The organism is Mycobacterium sp. IDUB_24, assembly GCF_055419385.1.
On sequence record NZ_JBVAXO010000001.1, the window covers coordinates 1,213,982 to 1,234,707 of the forward strand.

At 66.3% G+C, this 20,726-nt stretch carries 16 protein-coding genes; 5 read left to right on the top strand and 11 right to left on the bottom strand.

Translation table 11 applies throughout. From position 1 onward, the window contains the following. Positions 1 to 59: 59 nt before the first annotated feature. The 3 genes from ACZYZF_RS05870 to ACZYZF_RS05880 form a co-directional block, all read right to left on the bottom strand. Positions 60 to 764, bottom strand: a complete 705-nt coding sequence (locus ACZYZF_RS05870; RefSeq protein ID WP_463834829.1) for a queuosine precursor transporter — start codon at positions 762 to 764, stop codon at positions 60 to 62. A 12-nt stretch (positions 765 to 776) separates the two neighbouring features. Beyond that, entirely contained in the window at positions 777 to 1,679 is a 903-nt protein-coding gene (locus tag ACZYZF_RS05875) for an ABC transporter substrate-binding protein (RefSeq protein ID WP_463835143.1), read from the bottom strand. A gap of 69 nt (positions 1,680 to 1,748) precedes the next feature. Further along, positions 1,749 to 2,885: a YeiH family protein gene (locus tag ACZYZF_RS05880; protein ID WP_463834830.1), complete on the bottom strand. Its 1,137-nt coding sequence runs from the start codon at positions 2,883 to 2,885 to the stop codon at positions 1,749 to 1,751. Positions 2,886 to 3,154: 269 nt separating this feature from the next. Between ACZYZF_RS05880 and ACZYZF_RS05885 the strand changes: the two genes are divergently transcribed. Together ACZYZF_RS05885 and ACZYZF_RS05890 are read left to right on the top strand one after the other, a co-directional pair. After that, positions 3,155 to 3,454 (top strand): hypothetical protein, encoded by a 300-nt coding sequence (locus tag ACZYZF_RS05885; protein ID WP_463743102.1) that lies wholly within the window; start codon positions 3,155 to 3,157, stop codon positions 3,452 to 3,454. 38 nt (positions 3,455 to 3,492) lie between these two features. After that, entirely contained in the window at positions 3,493 to 3,807 is a 315-nt protein-coding gene (locus ACZYZF_RS05890; RefSeq protein WP_463834831.1) for a heme-binding protein, read from the top strand. Positions 3,808 to 3,828: 21 nt separating this feature from the next. Here the strand turns inward: ACZYZF_RS05890 and ACZYZF_RS05895 are convergent, their stop codons facing one another. Further along, complete coding sequence (locus ACZYZF_RS05895; protein WP_463834832.1) at positions 3,829 to 4,251, bottom strand: organic hydroperoxide resistance protein; 423 nt, start codon at positions 4,249 to 4,251, stop codon at positions 3,829 to 3,831. Positions 4,252 to 4,362: 111 nt separating this feature from the next. Between ACZYZF_RS05895 and ACZYZF_RS05900 the strand changes: the two genes are divergently transcribed. Next, positions 4,363 to 4,824 carry a MarR family winged helix-turn-helix transcriptional regulator gene (locus ACZYZF_RS05900; protein ID WP_463834833.1) on the top strand — a complete coding sequence of 154 codons (462 nt, stop codon included), beginning with the start codon at positions 4,363 to 4,365 and terminating at the stop codon, positions 4,822 to 4,824. Here ACZYZF_RS05900 and ACZYZF_RS05905 read toward each other — a convergent pair. The 3 genes from ACZYZF_RS05905 to ACZYZF_RS05915 all read right to left on the bottom strand — a co-directional run bounded on the left by ACZYZF_RS05905 (position 4,785) and on the right by ACZYZF_RS05915 (position 10,036). Beyond that, on the bottom strand, positions 4,785 to 6,821 hold the full coding sequence (locus ACZYZF_RS05905; RefSeq protein ID WP_463834834.1) for an MFS transporter: 2,037 nt from the start codon (positions 6,819 to 6,821) through the stop codon (positions 4,785 to 4,787). The genes ACZYZF_RS05900 and ACZYZF_RS05905 overlap by 40 nt on opposite strands. Before the next feature lie 255 nt (positions 6,822 to 7,076). Further along, positions 7,077 to 8,102: an alcohol dehydrogenase catalytic domain-containing protein gene (locus ACZYZF_RS05910; protein WP_463835144.1), complete on the bottom strand. Its 1,026-nt coding sequence runs from the start codon at positions 8,100 to 8,102 to the stop codon at positions 7,077 to 7,079. 2 nt (positions 8,103 to 8,104) lie between these two features. Continuing rightward, a complete protein-coding gene (locus ACZYZF_RS05915) occupies positions 8,105 to 10,036 on the bottom strand; it encodes a flavin-containing monooxygenase (RefSeq protein WP_463834835.1) in 1,932 nt (643 codons plus the stop codon). A gap of 232 nt (positions 10,037 to 10,268) precedes the next feature. Here ACZYZF_RS05915 and ACZYZF_RS05920 point away from each other — a divergent pair, with 232 nt between their 5' ends. Beyond that, positions 10,269 to 12,914 (top strand): ATP-binding protein, encoded by a 2,646-nt coding sequence (locus tag ACZYZF_RS05920; RefSeq protein WP_463834836.1) that lies wholly within the window; start codon positions 10,269 to 10,271, stop codon positions 12,912 to 12,914. Positions 12,915 to 12,970: 56 nt separating this feature from the next. Here ACZYZF_RS05920 and ACZYZF_RS05925 read toward each other — a convergent pair whose 3' ends face one another. Next, positions 12,971 to 13,858, bottom strand: a complete 888-nt coding sequence (locus ACZYZF_RS05925; RefSeq protein ID WP_463834837.1) for a crotonase/enoyl-CoA hydratase family protein — start codon at positions 13,856 to 13,858, stop codon at positions 12,971 to 12,973. 122 nt (positions 13,859 to 13,980) lie between these two features. On the opposite strand from ACZYZF_RS05925, the gene ACZYZF_RS05930 reads away from it, so the two are divergent. Next, the gene (locus ACZYZF_RS05930; RefSeq protein WP_463834839.1) at positions 13,981 to 15,450 is read left to right on the top strand and encodes an amidase; all 1,470 of its coding nucleotides are present in this window, start codon (positions 13,981 to 13,983) and stop codon (positions 15,448 to 15,450) included. A 30-nt stretch (positions 15,451 to 15,480) separates the two neighbouring features. Here ACZYZF_RS05930 and ACZYZF_RS05935 read toward each other — a convergent pair whose 3' ends face one another. The 3 genes from ACZYZF_RS05935 to ACZYZF_RS05945 form a co-directional block, all read right to left on the bottom strand. After that, complete coding sequence (locus ACZYZF_RS05935; RefSeq protein WP_463834840.1) at positions 15,481 to 16,083, bottom strand: hypothetical protein; 603 nt, start codon at positions 16,081 to 16,083, stop codon at positions 15,481 to 15,483. A 179-nt stretch (positions 16,084 to 16,262) separates the two neighbouring features. Then, complete coding sequence (locus ACZYZF_RS05940; protein WP_463834841.1) at positions 16,263 to 18,407, bottom strand: DNA gyrase subunit A; 2,145 nt, start codon at positions 18,405 to 18,407, stop codon at positions 16,263 to 16,265. Positions 18,408 to 18,423: 16 nt separating this feature from the next. Next, the gene (locus tag ACZYZF_RS05945) at positions 18,424 to 20,454 is read right to left on the bottom strand and encodes a toprim domain-containing protein (RefSeq protein WP_463834842.1); all 2,031 of its coding nucleotides are present in this window, start codon (positions 20,452 to 20,454) and stop codon (positions 18,424 to 18,426) included. Positions 20,455 to 20,726 lie beyond the last annotated feature (272 nt).

Here is a 20,726-nt window from a genome sequence, read left to right on the forward strand (position 1 = left end):
GCGAGTAGCTAAGAAAGCTCCGGCTCTATGAACCTTGCCAGAGGTGCCTTATCGAAGCCTCACACGGCGGCCTGGTATGTGGGCTCCCGGCGCTTGATGACGGCGATCACCCGGTAGGTGATCGGCAGCATGATCACCTCGACCGCGGTCTTGTAGATCCAGCCCAGCGCGGTGTAGGTGACGAAGTCGCCGACGGTGCTGATGCCGATCGCGCTGGCCGCGATACCGCAGAAGACGAGGGTGTCACCGAGTTGGCCGGCGAACGTGGATCCGACCAGGCGGGCCCACAGGTGCTTCTCCTTGGTGCGTTCCTTGATGGCGACCACGACCCAGGCGTTGATGGTCTGTCCGACGATGAAGCCGGCGAGGCCCGCCACGATCAGCTGGGTATAGGCGTGGACGATGTTCTCGAAGTGTTCCTGGTTGGCGTAGAAGTCCGCCGCGGGTAGATAGATGGTGATCCAGAATGCCAGTGCGGCGAGGGCATTCATGGAGAACCCGAGGAAGATCGCACGCCGCGCGGCCTTGAATCCGTACACCTCCGAGAGCACGTCGCCGATGACGTAGGTGAGCGGGAAGACGATGAACCCGCCGTCGGTGATGATCGACCAGTTGCCGATGATCGGCCCGAAGGCGACGCCCTTGGTGGCGGTCACGTTGGAGACGATCACCAGGGCCGTGAAGACGGCGACGAGTACCGGGTAGTAGGCCGAGCCGACGATTGCGGTGCCACGGTGCTCGGTGTTCTCCGGGGTGCTTGTCACCCGGTCATCTTGTCAGGTCAGCGCCCGGTTGAGCAGCGGTGGCAACTGGTCGGCCACCAGGGGGTAGGACAGCGGCGAGGCGAATGCGATGGCGCCGGCCAGATCTTTGGGGGTGAAAACGTGCCGCTTGCGGACGGTGGCTTTGAGCTCGGCGATCCCCGGATCGGCCAGCAGGGCGTCGCGCTCCTCGTCGCTCTCGGTGGTCCAGATCAGCACGTCGGCGGCATCGAGCACGGAGGCGAAGTCCGAGCGCGGGATCAGCTCGGGTGTCGGCGGCACCGCAAAGCCCATCTGGGTGAGAAATTCGGTACGCCATCCCGTCTGGGTCTGCACACTGTCCCGGAACAGGGTGCCGCTCAGCAGCATGGCCTTCTTACCCGCGAACCGCGGGTTGTTGGTCGCCACTGCCTTGAACCTGTCGTCCACGCCGGTGATCAGGCCCGTCATCGCGTCGTTCTGGAACAGCGCCTGGCCGATGAGGGTGGCCTGGTCGCGCCATGGTCCGAAGAACGCGTCGGGGCCGGTCTGCGCGATGGTCGGGGCGATCTCGGAGAGTTTGGCGAAGGTGTCGGCATCGAGTCCGGCATTGGTGGCCACGATCAGGTCCGGTTTGAGCGCCGCGATCGCGTCGACCTGGATCCCGTCGTTCAGGCCCAGCAGCGCGGGCTGGGCCGCCCCGAGTTTCGGTTGCGCCCAGGGCCACACCGCGAACGGCTCACCGCCGAACCACTCGGTCGTCGCGACCGGCACGACGCCGAGGGCCAGCAGGTCGTCCTGTTCGGTGAATCCCGCGCTGACCACCCGTTGCGGTGGCCCCGGGACGTTGGTGTCACCGAACAGGTGGCGGACGGTCACCGAACCGTCTTTCGCAACCACGCCGGGTTTTTGCGTGCTACACGCAGCGACCAGGGCCATTCCAGCGGTGACCGTGAAAAACCCTCGCCGCGACCAGGTTGTCGGCACTTAGCCAGGGTAACCGTTTAGCTACCCGCTAGTGAAGGTGCCGAACAAACCGCCGAACAGGACCGAGGCCAAACCCAGCGCCACCACGATGTTCACCATGGTCGCCGCGGCGAACAGCACGATGGGCCGCCATCCGGCTTCCTTCAGTCCGCGTAGCGAGAATTCCAGCCCGATGGCCACGAAAGCAAAGATGAGGAACCAGGTCCGCAGGTCGTTCACGGTGGCAATGGAGGATGAGGCGGCCTTTCCGCCAAGTTGCAGATACAGCGTGCCGATCACCGATGCGGCGATGAAGCCGAGTACGAACGTCGGGAAGCGGTCCCAGAATTCGCGCAGCGACGGACGCGCCGCCGCAGTCCCTGGGGTGTCAGATTGCCGCTCGACTTTCAGCGCGAAGTACGCGGTGAGAGCGATGGCCACGATGCCGATCAGTGCGTTCTGCGTGGTTTTGACGATCGTGGCGATCTGCAGCGCCTGTTCACCGGCGATCGTGCCCGCGGCGGCCACGGCCGCGGTGGTGTCGATATTGCCGCCGATCCAGGCTCCGGCCACCGCGTCGGACAGTCCGAACACATCGGCGAGCCAGGGCAGCAGGAAGATCGAGGGCAGCGCGAACATGATGACGAGCGATGCGGCGTAGGCCAGCTGCTCTTTTCGGGCCTGAACCGCGCCGGCGGCGGCGATGGCCGCGCTCACCCCGCAGATGGAGACAGCCGATGCCAGCAGCGCCCGCAGTTTGTCGTCGAGGCCGAGCCGGCCACCGAGCCACCAGGTGAACCCGAAGACGATCGAAATCAGAAGGAGCGCTTGGATGATCGCCGGTCCCGCGGCAGTGGCGAGCACCTTGAGGTTGATCGACGCTCCGAGCAGGACCAGGCCGGTCTTGATGAAGAACTCGGTGCGAAACCCTTGGGACAGGATGTCGCGGAGGGCGAACCGGGCCAGGAGGGCGTTGCCGATGAGGCCGAGAGCGATTGCGTAGACTGGGAATTCGACTGATTTGGCGACCTTCGCCAGCGGTGTCCCGGCGGCCCAACGAGGCACCTCGGTTTCCAGGAATCGGGTCGCCGCGCCCAATGCGATGACGACGAGCACGCCGGCGACGGCGTAGCCGATCTTCGACGAACGCTGTTCGGAGCGTTCCTCGGTGCTGGTCATGGGATCACACTGCCGGGGATGGCGCCGACGAGCACGAGGGTCAATAGGGTGAGGCCGACGATCACGGCCAGCCAGTCTTCGTTCACGCGCGTCAGGCTAGGTAGCGGGCGCCCCCGCCGGGACCCTTGAGATCTTCACGAATGCAACCGGTTACGAATGTCGCGGGCTCCCGCATGCGCCCGCAGCATCGGCGGGTTATTGTCGATCCCGCATATTGGGCGTCCCCCGGTTCTATTCTCGGCGGAACGGGAACTGAATGAGGAGTGGTCATGCGGAGCATGTGGCGTCCGGTGTTACTGGGACTGACCGGTTTGACCATCCCGATCGCCGTTTCCATCACCGCCCCGCCGACGGCCGTCGCCGACTGCGTCGATGCCGGCGGTTCCACGGTGTGCGCACAGGGCAATGTCCGCGGCGGGGGACCGACGCCGCCGAAGGCCGGTCCCTACTACCCGTATTACTGCGCCAACGACTGGTACTGCGCCGGCGGGGGCTTAGAAATCGACATCGACCCCCGCCCGCCCGACAACGGCGGTGGTGGTGGCGGCTGGCGGCCGGGGCGTCCGTGAGCCTTAGCGCAGTTATCCGAGTCGATTTAGGAGCCACGATGTTCACCCGTGTCATTGCCACCGGCGCAATCAGCCTGTCGCTCTTGGCCGTTGGGGCGCCCATCGCTGCCGCGGACGAGCCGAACTGCACGGCCGCCGACCTGGCCGGGGTGATGGCCGGGGTCCGCGCGGCCACGTCGGCGTATCTGTTCAGCCATCCCGACGTCAACGCGTTCTTCACCAGTCTCAAGGGACAGTCGAACGACGAGATGGCCGAATCGGTGCGCGTCTACCTTCAGGACAAGCCGCAGATCCGTGCCGAACTCCAGGGAGTCCGGCAACCGGCGACTGATTTCCGCAACCGCTGCGGGTAGCCGCCGGGCCGGTCCTGCCCCTCAGGCCACGCTGATGGTGACGTCGATGTTGCCGCGGGTCGCCTTGGAGTACGGGCAGACCTGGTGCGCGTCATCGGCGATGGCCTGCGCGGTCGCCCGATCGACGCCCGGGATGGTGACGTTCAGTCGCGCCCGCAGGGAAAATGCTCCGTCGGTGTTGAGCAGGTCGACCTCGGCGTCGACGGCGGTCTCCGCGGGCAACTTCACGTTGTGCTTGCCCGCCGTCAGGCCCATGGCGCTCAGGAAACACGCCGACCATCCGGCCGCGAACAACTGCTCGGGGTTGGTGCCGGCGCCGTTTCCGCCGGGCGGTGTGAGCTGGATGTCGAGGTTGCCGTCGGAGCTGTAGGCCTCACCCTGACGCCCGCCGGTGGTGTGGGTCTGGGCGGTGTAGAGCACGTTGTCGGTCTGGCTGGTGGTCACGGCGTTCTCCCTGAGTGGATGGTCAGCTCCAATTGGATGCGTTAGAGATGAACGTGGTGCGCCTTATATTTCATCCCATCCGATTAAATCGGGTCCGATATAATTCGGACCATGGCACCCGCGGCTCCGCAACTCTCCGATTTCCTGTGCTTCGCGATCTACTCGGCCAACCTCGCGTACGGCAAGGCCTACAAGCCGATCCTGGACCGACACGGCATCACGTATACGCAGTACATCGCGCTCGTCGCGCTCTCGGAGCAGGATCACCAGACCGTCGGAAGCCTGGGAGACAAGCTGTTCCTGGAGTCCAACACGTTGACTCCGATCCTCAAGAAGCTCGAAGCGCTGGGATACGTGACGCGGCAGCGTGATCCCGGCGACGAGCGTCAGGTCATCGTCAGCCTCACCGACGCCGGGCGCGCACTCCGCGCGCAGACCCTGGAGATGGACCTCCTGGCGGCGACGGGTCTGTCACTGGACGAACTCAGGACCATGCAGCGCGGTGTCTCCACGCTGCGGGACAACCTGCGTAACTACGCGCGATCCCCGGTCGATCCTGCGGCGACGGCGTGAGAGTTCGAGTGGGCCGCGTCCTCGGCGCAGGATGAGCGGCGGCAGTCCTCGGGGATGACCAGTACCGGTGTCGTGGCATGAGCGACGACGGCCGCGGCCACGCTGCCTTCCAGGTGCCCCAACAGACCGTTACGCCGGTGCGGGCCGACCACGATGAGGCTCGCGTTGTGTTCGTGAGCGGCCTCGACGATGCCCATCCAGATGGGCGCGGCTTCGACGGCGACGCTCCGGGCCGAGAAACCGGCCCGGGTCGCCACTGACGCTCCGTAGGCAGCCGTCTGTTCAGCGGCCCGGCGTACCTCGTTGGCCCGGTCGGCGTCGAAATGCGTTGCCTCCACGGGCGTGAACCCGACATCGACGGGCTGCCACACGCACACCACCAGGGCAGCGCGGTCGACGGACAGTTCGGCCGCCGCCTGTTCGATGGCGGAGGCGGCGCGGGATGTTCCGTCGTAGGCGAACAGCACGGGTCCCGTCGACGCGGGCGTCGCGGGTTCGAATGGGGCCGCCGGACGGGACCGCTCAGGTGGCGCAGTCGGTGCGGTCAGGCCGGGACGCAGCCGCGCGAGCAGCGGTGGCGAGTACCAGGCCGGCGATTCGCCGTCGAGGAACAGGTCGAGGTCAGGCCGTTGAGGCCGAGCCCCGCTGAGTGCGTAGACGGCCACCCCGAAAATCGCACCGCCGACCGACAGGCCGAATCCGATCCACAATGCATCGCCCGTGCCTGCGGTCAGTCCACCGGCGGCTGTGGCGGCGAAATGGGCGAAGATGGGCGCGACCATGAAGGCGGCCACGGCGCGCAACAACTCGATGATGGCGAAGACCCGTTGGAGGCTGTTGGACTGCAACGAGAAACCTGCGACGAACAGTGCCGGCGCCACCGTGGCGCCCAACGCCAGTCCCGTCAGTAACGAGGCCAGCAGGGCCAGCGGCTGGTTGGCGGGAATCGCGAGCCGGAATACCACGATCCCGGCGGCCAGCAGCGCCATGCCGACCAGCGGAAGGTAGTGCATCGACCGCTTGGTGATGACGGACCCGAACACAAGGGCCATGACGATGGCGCCGCCGAGTTCGGGCAGGAACAGCAGACCGACCCGCACCGGGCTGTAGGTCTGCATGAAGACTTCTGCCGTCAGAGCCGTCGCCGCCACCGACGCGGCGGCCGCGAACAGGGCGACACCGACGCCGGCGACGGGGATCGAACTGGTCAGCATCGTGCGGACGGTCAGCAACGGGCGGCGGGCCCTGAACTGGTAGACGATGAGCACCACGATCAGCGCCAGCCCGCCGAGCATCGGCACGATCACCGCCGGGTCGGTGAAATCGTGGCTGGTGAGTTGTGCGGCGCCGACGAAAGCGGCCGCGCAGCCGACCGATGCCAGGCCGATGGCCAACAGGTCACGCGGTGCGTCGAGATCGGCCGGCGGTGCGTCCTCGAACGTCAGGGCCGCCATGATCAGGGCGCCGACGGCGATCGCCACGACGATCCAGAACAGCGGGCGCCACGCGAGGGCCTCGGCCTGTGCACCGCCGATGAACGGGCCGAGAGCGACGGCTCCGAACACGGCCATGTTCATGATCACGGCGGTGTAGCGCAGCTTCTCCCTGGGGAAGCCGATGGTCAGCGGTGGAGCAGCGGCGATCAGCAGCATGCTGGTGGCCAGCCCTTGCAGGATGTGACCGCCGATGAACATCGCCCCGTTGACCGCGGACGCCGCCAATACGGAGCCCACGACCAGCACCACCGCATAGGCCAACAGCATCCTGCGCTGGGGCAGGTGCTGGGCGAACTGCACGGCCAACACGGTGCCCACCGCATACGCGGCGTTACCCAGGCCGAAGCCCAGGCTCATGGTCTGCGTCGAGATGCCCAGCTGCTCGGAGATGATCGGGACCAGCGGGTCGACGGCGGCCGACAGCGCCAGGTAGGGGATCAACGCCAAGGCGACCATGGTGGCCACGGCGGGGTATCGACCGGCGAGGGGACCCTGACGCATCAGCGCCGCCCGATGAGGGCAAGGGGCAGTTCCTGGCGCCGTTGCGCCACGTTCGGACAGTCGACTAACGAGTTCGGTTGGCGCACGTGTCCGTTTAACTGTCCGCACCGCGGGTGTTATTCCGTTGTTGGCTGGTTGATTCCGGATTGTGAAGCGACTCACGAAAATTTGCATAGCGCAACAATGTGTTGTACTGGCGCCGATTTTCGTGCATACGTGCCACGCTCGCGGCCGGTGATGGCTGACCCGCGACAACTACGGCTTGAGCTGAACCTTCAGGTGCTCGCCCGAGCGGGAGAAAGCTTTGGCGTAGCCGTCGACGGCCTCGTCCAGCGACATCGTGGTCGTGAAGATCCCGTCGACGTCGAGGCGGCCGGCTTGCAGCAGCGGAATCAGTTCCGGCCAGGTCTGCTGAACCGGGGCGGTGGTGAAGCGGATGGTCAGGCTGCGCAGCAGGCAGCCCAGCGCAGGCATCGGGTAGGGCTGCAGATCGTGCACGCCGACGATGGAGACGGTACCGCCGGCACGGGCGGCGTCGATGGCGTCGTTGATCGAGGCGTCCATGCCCACCGCGTCGATGACGGAGTCCACACCGAGGCCGCCGGTGGCTTCCCGGATCGCCTGGGCCGAGGGCGGGGCGAACGTCGTCGCTCCCGAGGCCTCCGCGCGTTCGCGCCGGGCTGCTACCGGGTCGACGGCGAAAACCTTTGCCGCGCCGAGTGTGATTGCGCTGCGCAGGGCGCACATGCCGACCGCGCCCAGGCCGATCACCGCGACGGAACCGCCCACCGGAATGTCCGCGCGTTTGGCCGCCGCCCAGCCCGTGGCCAGGTTGTCGGTCAGCAGCAGAGCCTGCTCGGTGCTGATGCCGTCGGGCATCTTCAGTAGCTGGAAGTTGGCAGCCGGTACCGCGAGAAGTTCGGCCTGGGCGCCGCCGAGGAATCCGGTACCGAAGATCTGCGGGCCCTGCACGCAGCGGATCGGATCGTGGGTCGCGCAGCCAGCGCAATGTCCGCAGCCGGCCACCGATGAGACCAGAACCCGGTCGCCGACGGCGAATCCGGTTACCTCCGGGCCGATTTCGACGATCACGCCGACGGCCTCATGTCCGACGGACACTGGATCGGCGATCGGATAGTGACCCTCGAGGAAGTGCAGGTCCGATCCGCAGATCGAGGCAGCCTCGACCTTGACGATTGCTCCGTCGGGACCGGGCAGGACTGGGTCCGGCCGGGATTCGACGCTGACCTTTCCGGAACTGTCGACGACGACTGCGCGCATAGTCACGCCTCCTGCACTGTGAAGTCTGACCAGATGGGTTCGTTGATGGCAGAGCGGTATTCGCTCAACCGCCACGGGCTGACGGTGTGGATCTCACCGTCCGCATTCTTGAAATAGGAGTGTTTGATCGAGGGCTGTGCCCACACGGTTTGGCGGATCGCCTCCTGTGAGCGCCGGTGCCATTCCTTCGTCGGCTCGGGCAGTGGCTCCATGGCCTTGGCGCCGACGGTGATCAGGTGCTCCAGACACTGGTTGATGTAGCGCATCTGGAGTTCGGAGTTGAGGATCAGGCTGCCGCCGTGGGCCAGGTGTGTTCCGGGGCCGTAGGTCATGAAGAAGTTGGGGAAGCCGGGCACCGTGATGCCGCGGTAGGCGTAGGGGCGCTGCCCCCAGGCGTCGCGAAGGTCGACGCCGTCACGGCCGGTGATGGTCATCGGGAACAACACGTCGGTGGCACGAAAACCGGTGGCGTACACGATGATATCGGCGTCGTAGGCCTCGCCGTCCGTCGTGACGACTCCGGTCGGGGTGATGCGTTCGACCGGGGTGCGGACCAGGTCCACGTTGTCGCGTTTGAGGGTGCCCAGCCAGCTGCCGTTGTCCTGCAGCGTGCGCTTGCCGGTGGCCGGATAGTCGGGCAGGACCTTGGCGAGCAGTTCGGGGTTGTCTCCTACCTGGGTGGTGATCCAGTCGGTGAACATGATGCGGGCAATGGCATTGATCTCGCTGACTGCGTAGCTCTGTTCAGGGTGCGCCTGGTCCTCATAATTGGGGTCCACCCGCGCGGCGTCCAGGCCCTTGTCGGCTCCGGGCCACAACAGCAGGAAGCGGTACCAGCGTCCGTAGTACGGCAGGTGTTCCATCGCCCATCGCACCCCGTCGGCGACGCGCTCGTGGTACATCGGGTTGGGGAACATCCACTGCGCGGTGCGCTGGAAGACCGTGAGGTGCTCGACCTTGTCGGCGATGGCCGGGGCGATCTGGAAGCCGCTGGCGCCCGCGCCGATCAAGGCGACCCGCTTGCCGGTGACGTCGACGTCGTGGTTCCACGCAGCGGAGTGAAAGGCCGGTCCGGCAAAGGTTTCCGCGCCGGGGAACTCGGGGATCTGGGGCCGGTTGAGCTGGCCGACGGCGGTGATGACGGCGTTGGCTCGCAGCGTCTCGGTGCCGGCGGCCGACCGCACGGTGACGTTCCACATCCCGTCGTCCCATGCGGCGGACACCACCTCGGTCTTCCACCGGATGTTCGGTTCGAGGTCGTGGCGGTCCACCACGTCGCGGAAGTACTGGCGTAGTTCGTGCTGTTCGGCGAAGAAGTGCTCCCAGTGGTTGCTGGGTTCGAAGCTGTAACAGTAGAAATGGTTGGCCACATCGACGCGGGCGCCGGGATAGCTGTTCTCCCACCAGGTTCCGCCCGGGCCGGCGTTCTTCTCCACGATGGTGAAGTCGATGCCGGCCTGCTTGAGCCGGACCCCGGCCAGCACCCCGGATTCCCCGCAGCCGATCACGATCACGCTGAAGTCGTTCGCGCGGTCCAGCGCCGTCGGCCGCCGCGGGTCGACCCCCTCAAGGTCGAGCTCCTCCAGCATCAGCGGCACGTTGTCGTCGTCGACCGGCTCGCAAGCCGCCCAGTCCAGCATCTCTTTGACCAGCTCGGCGGGCAGCGGGTCGGGGACCGGGCAGCCGCGGTCGCGGTAGTCGGCGATCACCGGCAGGGCCACCTCGCGGACCCGCGCCTTGTCCTCTTCGCTCATGAACCCCTGGACCTCGTTGAGGAACAGTCCGGCCTGCTTGAACTCGCGGATGTAGCGCGGGTCGCCGGTGATGTGCACGAGCGAGAGCAGCAGCGTCGGGACGCTGACCTGCTCTAATGCCGCCGCGATGTCGGCATCGGGCGTGGTGAATGGCTGGCCGACGTGGAAGCTCCGGGTCACGCGGCGTTACGCTACTGCGCGTAGCGTTATGTGACAAGAGGGTGCCGGACATCGGCATCTTTTCTAGGCGCAGCTTTGCCTGGCGGATTCCATTTTGGACTGGCGGACGCGCCGTCGAGACGGAATCCTGATAGCTCTGAGGACCTCGAAAGTTCGTCGCAATCGCATCGTTGAGCTGGGCTTTGTGTGACATCCTGTGCGAGTGCCAGCCGGGGGCCGACCTTCGGGGGTCGTGACGTTCCTGTTCACCGACATCGAAGGTTCGACTCGTCGGTGGGAAGCCGATGCCGACCAGATGCGGGCAGCCCTGCTGGAGCACGACGAGATTTTGCGTTCGGTCATCGAAGAGCACGCCGGATTTCTGTTCAGCCACACAGGGGATGGCGTGGTCGCTGCTTTCGCGTCTCCCAAATCTGCTGTCGACGCGGCAGTCGCGGCCCAGCGAGAACTCCGGCTTCCTGTGCGAATGGGGATCGCGACCGGGGCGGCCGAACTGCGGGATGACAATTACTTCGGCACGGTGCTCAATCGGGCCGCGCGGGTGATGGCCGCCGGGCACGGCGGCCAGATCCTGTTGTCGGACTCCACGGCGAGTCTGCTGAGCGACCTGGACCTGGTCGATCTGGGGCCGCGACGGTTGCGAGACCTGCCGGATCCGATCACGGTGTTTCAGCTACAAGCCGCCGGTCTGGGCACGGACTTTCCGCCATTGCGGACCCTGGACCCGGCCCCGGGGAACCTGCGCCGGGTGGTCACCAGCCTGATAGGCCGTGACGCCGAGGTCTCCAATATCCGAGTGGCGGTACGTTCACACAGGCTGGTCACGCTGGCCGGCGTAGGCGGGGTCGGTAAGACTCGTCTCGCGCTGGAGGTCGCGGGACGTCTTGCCGACGAATTTCCCGATGGAGTCTGGTTTTTCGAACTGGCCGCGGTGGCTGATCCGGCTGCGGTACCTGATGCTGTCGCGACGGTATTGGGCATCACTCAGCAACCGGACAAGAGCGTGGCCGAGAGTGTCGCCGCCGCCTTGGAAGGCCGAGTCCGGCTGTTGGTGATAGACAACTGTGAGCATGTGCGCGATGCCGTCGCCGATTTGATCGAGGCGATCCTGGCGAAGTCGGCGACGGTGAAGATCGTGGCTACGAGCCGCGAAGGACTGCGAGTGGCCGATGAGCAGCTGTGGCTGGTGCCCTCGCTGGATGTCACCGGAGGCGTCGAATCGGCCGCCGTGGCGTTGTTCATCGAGCGCGCCCGTAGTGTGGCACAGCGGTTCTCGCTGTCCGGGGCCAATGAGGCCGAGGCAGTGGTGGAGATCTGTCGCCGTCTCGACGGGATCCCGTTGGCCATCGAGTTGGCGGCCTCACGGATGGCGTCGATGACACCAACAGAGGTGCGGGATCGTCTCGATGACCGGTTCAAACTTCTGGTCGGGTCGCGGCGGGGGTTGGAACACCACCAGACGCTGCGCCACACTGTGGCATGGTCATATGACCTCCTCGACGATCCTGAAAAGGTGTTACTGGAGCGGTGTTCGGTGTTCTCCGGCGGGTTCGACCTCCGAAGTGCATGCGCAGTAGCAGAATTGGATGACCCCGACGAGTACGCAGTGCTTGATTCGCTCGACGCGCTGGTGCGCAAATCGCTGCTGATCGCCGAACGTTCCTCAGACCTGACCAGGTTCTCGATGCTGGAGACGATCCGCCAGTTCGCCGGGGAGCAGCTGGTCGCGCGTGGATCGGCAACCGACGCCCGGGCCGCGCACGCTCGCCATTTCGCCGGGCGCGAAGCCGACATTCTGGCCCTGTGGGACAGCCCCCGCCAACGGGACGCCTACGACTGGTTCACCCTTGAGCTGGCCAATCTGCGGTCTGCGTTTCGGTGGGCCGCCGACCAAGGTGACCTCGACGTCGCCGCCACCATCGCGACATGGACGGCATGGCTTGGCTTTTGGACGCACAGTAACGAGCCGATAGCGTGGGCCGAGGAACTCATCGAGCTTGCCCGTACGGCCGACCATCCGGCCCTCGCATTCCTGTATGCGATGGCGTCTTTGTGCTGGTGGCCCGGACGGATCGAGGCAGCTGTTGGCTACAGCGACGCTGGCCAGCTGGTGATCGGCAATGGCCGCCATGACGACGTACCGTTCGGCTTCGAGGGTGCGCTCGGCGCTGCGTACCTGCACTCCGGCCAGCCCGAACGGCAGGTCGAGTGGTGTCGCGCCCGGCTCGCATTGGGTCACGACACCCACGGGTTCACCAGGGCGTTCCTGACTGTTGCACTGGCGGTCGCGGGTCGCGACGAGGAGGCGAGGTTCGCAGCGAATGGCCTGATCGAGGTTGCCGAGGCGACCGGCAACCCGGCGGCACTCTCATTCGCGCTCTACGCCTACGGTTACGCGTTCGGGGATGGTGATCCCGCGGCTGCGCTGGACGCGCAGCGCCGCGGTCTGGTGATCGCCCAGGAGAGCGGCAACCGCAATACTGAAACACGCATCGCGGGCAGTCTGTCGCGCCTCGAGGCCGAGTATGGCGACCTGCTGGCCACGCTTGACTATGTCGCACTTGCGGTTCGGAATTTTCACGACGCGGGCAACACCACCATGATCCGTTTCCCGCTGGCTGTCCTCGCTGCCCTTTTCGGCCAGCTTGGACGCGATGAGCCGGCGGCCATCATCGCCGGGTTCGCGTTCAGTCCCCTCACGAGTACGGCCTACCCCGAGTTGAGCACCGCGATCACTCGCCTGCGCAAGGTCCTCGGCGCCCAGACCTACGAATCGATCGCCCACAAGGGCGCAACGATGACCACGGCCGAGATGGCCGTCTACGCATACGACCAAATCGGCCAGGCTCGGACGACGCTGAACGCTGTCTCGGAATAGACCACATACCATCCCCAGACGCTGCCCCACCGGGCTGCGAGGAAGACCGCCTACGTCTAGTGCGGCTCGCCGTCGGCGACCCACTCCTCATAGAACGGCGGCATCTCGGAGGCCTGGCCGGAGAACTGCGGCGGCCGCTTGTCGAGGAACGCCCGCACACCTTCGTTGCCGTCACCGATGCTCGTGTAGAACATCGCCAAGGAGTCCACCCGGTGCGCATCGACCGGGTGCGGCTCGGCTGAATTCCGATAGAGCATCTGGCGCATGAGCGCGACCGAAACCGGTGAGCGGTCGCGTGTCCACGAATCGGCCAGCGCCCGGGCCTCGGCGATCAATGCATCCGGTTCGTGGACGGCCTGCGCCAGGCCGATCTCACGGGCCGCGTCTGCCGTCAGAATGTCGGAGCGGTAGACCAGGTCCAAAGCCGTTGGCATACCGACGATCCGGGGAAGGAACCACGTCGAACACGCTTCCGGGGTGATGCCGAGCTTTCCGAAGACCAGCCCGAAGCGGGCCTTGGTCGACATGAGGCGGGCATCCATGGCCAGCGTCATCGTCGCGCCGATCCCCACTGCGGCGCCGTTGATCGCGGCGATCACCGGCTTGCGGCAGGCGTAGATCGCCAGGGTCACCCGGCCGCCGGTATCCCGGACTCGTCGAAGCTCGGGATCGTCGAGGTCGGTCATGTCGGCCAGGCCCGGTGACTTCGACTCATCGAGGCCGAACACATTTCCCTCGCTCGACAAGTCCATGCCGGCGCAGAACGCGCGACCCTCGCCGGTCACGATGACGGCACGCACCGCGTCGTCGTCGTTGACCGCCACGAAGGTGCGCTCCAACTCCTCTGCCATCTCGACGGTGAAGGCATTGAGATTGTCCGGGCGATCAAGGACGACGGTGAGGATCCCGTCGTCGAGCTCGTGCCGGATCGTCGTGAAGTCCACGGATGCTCCTTCGGGTCGGTTGGTACTCAGCTTGCCCAAGGAGGGCGGAGTGGTTTCAACGACCCCCATCTCCCGTGGGCGGTAGGCCACCGCGCAACGTCACCGCGGACTACCTTCGTGGGGTGGACTTTGACGAGTACCGTGCGCACGACGCCACGTCCTTGGCGAAACTGATTGCTGACAAGCAGGTTTCGGCGGCTGAACTTCTCGCCACCGCCCGGGAGCGGGCGGCAGCGGTAAACCCGAAGATCAACGCCATCGTGCGCGACGTCCCGGCTTCACCGTCGGACGATCTGAGGGGTCCGTTCGCCGGGGTCCCGTTTCTGATCAAGGATCTTGCGCAGGACTATGCGGGTTTGCCGACCTCGGCCGGTTCACGTGCGCTGATGTCGCTGAACGCGACCGAGCATGCCACGGTCGTACAACGCTGGATCGACGCGGGCCTGGTCATCTTCGGGAAAACCAACACACCCGAGTTCGGCGCGAAGGGAATCACCGAGCCCGAGGCATGGGGGCCGGCCCGAAACCCCTGGGACCTGGAAAGGTCGCCGGGTGGCAGTTCGGGAGGATCTGCGGCGGCCGTGGCAGCGGGCGTCGTGCCCTGCGCCGGCGCCAACGACGGCGGCGGATCGATTCGTATTCCGGCGGCGAGTTGCGGACTGGTAGGGCTGAAACCGGGCCGCGGTTTGACGCCGTCGGGTCCGCTGGTCGGAGAATCCATGCACGGCGCGGCCGTTCAGGGCGTCGTCTCGCGGACGGTTCGTGATACGGCAGCCATGCTCGATGTTCTCAGCGGCGGCGAACCCTTCGGTCCCTACGTGCCGAGCCTGCCCGGTGAGTCCTTCGCGTCGTGCGTGGGGGCGGGCCCCGGGAAGCTGCGCATCGGGCTGCGGGTGCCGACGGCGATCAATCCGACGCCACACCGCGAGGCGTTCGCCGCCGTCGAGGCAACGGCTACCGCACTCACCGAGCTCGGGCACCACGTCGAGGAACTGCCCCAAGCGCCCTTCGACGATGCCGCCCTTGCCCGCGACTTCCTGCTGACCTGGTTCGTCTACAGCGCATGGGAGCTCGCCGAGGCCAAGCGGCTGACCGGTGCGGGTGACGACGCTTTCGAGCGTGACACGCTCATCATGGCGGCGATCGGTCGCGCCACGAGCAGCGTCGACTATCTCGATGCGGTGCAGCGGCGCCAAGAACACACGCGGCGGCTGAGCACGTTCTTCGAGTCGTATGACCTTCTGTTGACGCCCACCTTGGCAACCCTGCCGCCCCGGATCGGCGAGTTCGATCTGCCGGGCGTGCTGCAGCACGCCGCTGACGCGCTGATCAAGACTCGTACCGCAAGCCTGTTGCGCTACACCAAGATTGTCGACGGCATGGTGGACAAGAACCTCGGCTGGGTGCCCTACACCCAGCTGGCGAACATCACCGGCCGCCCCGCGATCTCGCTGCCTCTGCACTGGACGGCAGAAGGATTGCCGCTCGGCGTCCAGTTCGTCGCACCGCTTGCCGGTGAATCGCTGCTGCTCAAGCTGGCGGCCCAACTCGAGCAGGCGTTGCCCTGGGCGGGGCGTGTCGCGCCGATCTGAGCCGAGGGGCCGCGGGACGCGCGTTCGTCCTCAGCCGTCTGATTCGCGGGTCACCGGTGACCCCCATCCGGGGCCTTCGAAGCAACTGGGCCCGTGCAATTGGGCGCATTGCAGCGGATCCTGCGGAGACGGAGGCGGTGTCGTGGCGTCCCCGGATCCCAACGAGTACAGCGCGACAGTGTTCGCGGCGAGGGCCGAATTGCGATGGCCGGTATGCGGAATCGCCTGGACTACGTACGGCTTCGGCAGACTCGGGTCTGTCTCGATCGTGACATCCCAAGCGCCGTCGACCACCTTCACCTTCTTGGCCCAATATGCTCCACCTGCTGACCTAGGCCCGACGAGTACGGCGACCTCGTCGACGTCTTTTGACGCGGAACCGTCGACGGTTACCTCGGCTTTGGTGTAGTCCCCGGTGTAATCATAGGAGATGCTGCTTGGCTTCTCAGCGCTACGGTGAAGCAGCGGAATGAGCTGGGGCACAATGGTGAAGGCTCCGGTGACGGCGGCTGCGCCAAGCGTGCTGACCATGGCCAGTTTGGCCGGGCTCCAGGTGCCCTGACTCTCAGCCGGCGGATTCCCGCCGGTGTTCGCGGCGGGCTGTGCGCCTACTGGGTGAAGTTGAAGTCTCATGATGTTTGCCCCCGACTAGCTCCTACCTTGTGTTGTCCATGGTGATGCCCACCTGTCGGAAAAGCCCGCGTAGCGCACTACTCCAAAAGTGATGCGGTGTGATGGCGGTGTGACAGGTGGTGCAAATGAGTCATCATGCGGCGCCAGACGTTTCCGGCTGGCGTTTACGCCGGGATCCCTTACGGGGCCGGCGTGATACCGGTGCCTGCGCTCTTGACCGAAGCCTTCGCGCGCTTCTCTGCCCGCACGGCTCTCCCGCCGCGCACGAACCCGGTCGCAGAAATCGCCACCGAGAGCACCGCATCCTCGCCGTTGACGAACGGGTGGAACCCGACGCCCGCGCCACCACGGCCCTTGACCGGAATGTCGGCGACTTCGGTGACCTTCCAACCCTTTTCCGAGGTCGAAAGGATGGCTTCCCCGTTTTCGCAGCTGATCGGTAGGGCCGCGATGACCTCGTCACCCGGGTCATCGGCGGTCAGCTTCACCCCCGCCACACCATTGCCCGCCGCGCCCTGCGGATTCACCGCGGCGGGATCGATGCGCAGAATCTTTCCGCGTCGGGTCACCAGTGCCAGGTGGTGCCCGGGCGTCAGTACCCCGGAAAGCAGTAGCCCGGTGATGTCCGGCGCCACCGGGATATCGCGGATCTTGTACGGCAAGCCGTTCCCGTTGGTGAACTTGACCCGGCCGTCGGTCCACACCGCCCAGCCCAGCCCCGCGGTGAGCAGGTCACCGTGGCTGTCGGAAAACACGCCGCGGTCGTCAAGGCGCCAGGAGGCGTTGACCTTTCGCTCCCGGGGGCCGTCCTCGTCAGCGCCCGAAGTCGTCGGGGTGGCCTCGAGGTCCAGCACGGTGCGGCGGTCGAACTCGGGACCTTTGAACAGTTTCGCGGTCTCCACCAGTTCCTTGTCGATCACCTTTCGGCGTGCATCGGGGTTGGAGACCAGTTCGGTCAGGTCGGCGTATTCGGCGTCCAGTTTGTCGGCTTCGGCTTGCAGCTCGATCACATCGAGCTTGGTCAGCCTTCGAAGCTGCAGCGCCAGAACATAATTGGCCTGCTCTTCGTCGATCTGGAACCGCTCCTGCAGGCCCTGTCTGGCGTCGTCGACGGTGTCGGAACCGCGAATGACTGCGACAGCGGCATCAATGTCGAGGTGGATCAACATCAGTCCCGCCACCAAATGGCGGCGCGCGGTGACCTTTTCGAGCCGGTATTCGCTGCGGTGCAACACCACCGAGTCACGCAGATGCAGGAATGCGGAGATCAGCTCCCGCACCGACCACCAGCGCGGCACCCGGTCCTCATCGAGGGCGACGAGGCTGGCGGCGAACGACGACTCCAGCGGGGTCAGCGCCAAAAGTTGCTCGCGGATGGTCTCGGCGCTGTGGCCGCGTTTGGCGGTGACGACGATGCGCAGACCGTTACGACGGTCGGTGAGGTCCGACATGTCGGCCACGCCGGACATCTCGCCGGATTCGACCATTGCCCGGATCCTGTCCTGCACAGTGTTACTGGCGACCCCGGGGGGCAGCTCGGTGATGATGCAGTTCTTGCCCTCGATCGACACCGTGCCACGCACCGTGAACAAGCCGCGGCCGGTGGTGATGTACTCCCGCAGGCCGTTCGTCCCGACAACGGTGGCCCCGCAGCCCCAGTCGGGCCCGGGAATGAGCTTCATCAACGTGTCGTCGGTCGTGTTCGGCCTGGCCAGCAGAGCCCGGCAGGCGGCCATCACCTCACGCGGATTGTGCGCGGGCACCTTGGTGGCCCACCCCTCGGCGATGCCCATGGCACCGTTGCACAGCAGCACCGGCCACTGGGCCGGCAGCATCGTCGGCTCGGTCCACTCGCCGTCGAAGGTCTGCACCATGGGTACGGCGTGATCGTCGAGCTCCGCGGTCAGCGCGGCACCGGGAGCCGACAGCCGCATCTCGGTGTAGCGGTCCGCGGCGGGAATGTCACCCTGGATGCGCGGGAACGCCCCTTGTCCGTCAATGACTTTCACGCGCTGGAACTCGGCGGCCATCAGCGCCGCGGCCCCGTACATCGACGCTCCGCCGTGCGGGTGCAGGTTCCCGGTGACCGCCGAGCAGATCTTCGAGGACTTCTGCGGTTTGTTGCCGGGCAGCAGTTTCGACTCGTGCATCTGGTAGAGCAGGCGGCGTTGGCCCGGCTTGAGCCCGTCGAACGCAGAGGGGATGGCGCGGTCGCTGACGCTGTAGAGCGCGAACGTCAGCTGGTAGTGATTCCAGTAGTCGTCGGCGCTCTGATCGAGCACCAGGTCGGGATTCTGCTCAGGGAGGTCCAGGGTGGCAGTCACAGTGTTTTCCTACGTCCTAGGTCAAGTCGAGAGCGGAGGTGTCGACGCGGGCGGCGACTTCGGCCATCCAGGTGCGCCGGCCCTCCGGGGGCCCGCCGAACAGGGTGTGGTGCAGCTTGGCTTCGCCGTCATCGAGATTCACCCGAATCACGGTGCGCCGCTGCGGATCCAGCACGGTGTTCCAGAAATCGTCGGCATCCATCTCACCGAGGCCCTTGTTGCGCTGCACCTCCACCTTGCGTTTGGAGGTGGCCTTCAAACGCGCCACGGCGGTGTCACGCTCGGACTCGTCCTGGCAGTAGATCCGCTCCTGACTGTCTTTGACCACGAACAGTGGCGGCAGCGTCACGTAGACCATGCCGGCCGCGACGAGCGGCCGGTAGAAGTCCAGGAACATCGAGATCAGGCTGGAGTTGATGTTGCCGCCGTCGGGGTCGGCGTCGGAGGCGAACAGGATCCGGTCGTAGCGGCACAGCTCCGGATCGCAGTGATCACGCACGCCGCAGCCCAGGATGCGTTCGATCGAGTCGAACTCGTCTTTGGCCCGTGCCTTGCTCAGGGCAAATCCATAGACGTTGGGCGGCTTACCTTTCAGCGGGAACGCCGCCTGGAACGTGGCGTCGCGCGCCGCTTTGATCGTGCCCAGGGCGGAATCGCCCTCGCACAGGAACAGTTCGGCGCCCGAGCCGCGGCCGGTCTCGCGGCTGGGCAGCAGCTTCGGCGGCAACGAGAGGTTCGTGCCCAGGCCCTTGGCTTTCGACGCCGCGCGGGAGCGGGCCTTCGCCCCTTCGGCGCTGCGCCGCGCCCGGGCGGATTCCAGCGCCAGCTTGGTCCACAGCGACACCGCGTCGTTGTTGGCGGGGTTGGCCGCCCAGATGGTGACGCTGCGCGCCACATCCGGGGCCATCGCCACATTCAGCGACCGCGAGGACACCGCCGTCTTGGCCTGTGAATCCCAGGCCACGTCCGGGGCGCGGGTGTCCACCGCCAGCGCGGTGACTGCCACGAAATCCTGTGGCTCCGGGCCGTCTTCACCTTTGGCCAGACCGAGGTCGCGGATGCGGGACGCGCGGTCGGCCAGGGCCTCGGACAGCCCCTTCATCGCGGCAGTGAGGTGTGATCCGCCGTTGGGGGTGCGCACGGTGTTGCAGAACGCGGCGACGGTGGCCGGTTCGGCCGGGCCCGCGGTCAGCGACCAGCGGAACGGGGTCGCGCCACGGCCGGTGGTGTACTCACCGCGCCCCTCCACGGCGGCCCGGACGCTGGGTGCGGGGTTGCCGGTGGTGGTGCACATGAGATCGAGCAGGGTGTCCGTGCCCCACGGGCCGCTGAACGGCTCGATCAGAGCAGGCGGGACTTCCTCGCCGGGCCAGCCTTCGTCAGCGACGACCAGGTGCACGCCGGGCGACATCCGCGCCGCAGCGTGCGCCCGCAGCAGTACCTCACCGATGTCGACGGTCGAGTCCGGCACCACGGCCGGGTCGAACAGGATGCGCACCGTGGTGCCGTGTGCGTCGGGCTTGCGGTTGCCGGTGCCACGCAGTTTCTGCGTGTCCGAGCGAGTGAACTCCGCGTCCGGGTCAAAATCTTTGCCGTCGAAGGTGCCGGGATAGCCGCCGCCGAAACTTTGCAGGTAGGTCTTCCCGGCCCGGCGCACGGTGACATCGGTACGAGCGGAGATGAACACCGCTGCCGCGGCACCGATTCCGTTCAGACCGGCGCCGGTGCTGGTGGCGTCGGTGTGGGCGGAGAACTTGCCGCCGGCCCGCGCGGTGCCCAGCGTCTTGACGATGCCGTTCTTGCCGGTGGGGTCGGAGTCGACGGGCAGGCCGCGACCGTCGTCGGCGACGCTGACCGAGCCGTCGGCGTGCAGGGTGATGGTGACCGTGGACCCGCCGTGGCTGGGATCGGCGACCTCTTCGATCGCGTTGTCCACCAGCTCGCGTAACGCCGTGTTGAGCACGTCGAGGCCCAGGTTCACCGCCGGCCGCAGGCGGGTGTGCTGGACATCGTCGAGCTCGGTGATGTCTGCGGCGTTGTAACTCACTGCTGGTCCTTTCCCACCAGGGCCGATGCCGGAGCGATCGGTTCGGACCGCCCGCTGTGGGCGGGCGGCGTAAGCATTCTCCCCTGGGAGGCAGACAGCCTCCGACAGCCACGGCCGAAAGAATGGGCGCCGGATCAGGACCCGATGCCTCGGGGATTGTGCCGGGCTGGCCCGCACCCTGACAAAAGTCATCTCGAATTGAGATGACTTTGATCCATAACAATCGTTGGACTTGATCGAATCTGTCGGGTCAGATGAAGCGTGTGACGTTC

What these genes read in the sequence shown, in the direction of transcription:
- ACZYZF_RS05880 (WP_463834830.1), bottom strand. Translation starts at nt 2,885, where the DNA reads ATGACCAGCACCGAGGAACGCTCCGAACAGCGTTCGTCGAAGATCGGC.
- ACZYZF_RS05890 (WP_463834831.1), top strand. Translation starts at nt 3,493, where the DNA reads ATGTTCACCCGTGTCATTGCCACCGGCGCAATCAGCCTGTCGCTCTTG.
- ACZYZF_RS05910 (WP_463835144.1), bottom strand. Translation starts at nt 8,102, where the DNA reads ATGCGCGCAGTCGTCGTCGACAGTTCCGGAAAGGTCAGCGTCGAATCC.
- ACZYZF_RS05900 (WP_463834833.1), top strand. Translation starts at nt 4,363, where the DNA reads ATGGCACCCGCGGCTCCGCAACTCTCCGATTTCCTGTGCTTCGCGATC.
- ACZYZF_RS05905 (WP_463834834.1), bottom strand. Translation starts at nt 6,821, where the DNA reads ATGCGTCAGGGTCCCCTCGCCGGTCGATACCCCGCCGTGGCCACCATG.
- ACZYZF_RS05935 (WP_463834840.1), bottom strand. Translation starts at nt 16,083, where the DNA reads ATGAGACTTCAACTTCACCCAGTAGGCGCACAGCCCGCCGCGAACACC.
- ACZYZF_RS05875 (WP_463835143.1), bottom strand. Translation starts at nt 1,679, where the DNA reads ATGGCCCTGGTCGCTGCGTGTAGCACGCAAAAACCCGGCGTGGTTGCG.
- ACZYZF_RS05885 (WP_463743102.1), top strand. Translation starts at nt 3,155, where the DNA reads ATGCGGAGCATGTGGCGTCCGGTGTTACTGGGACTGACCGGTTTGACC.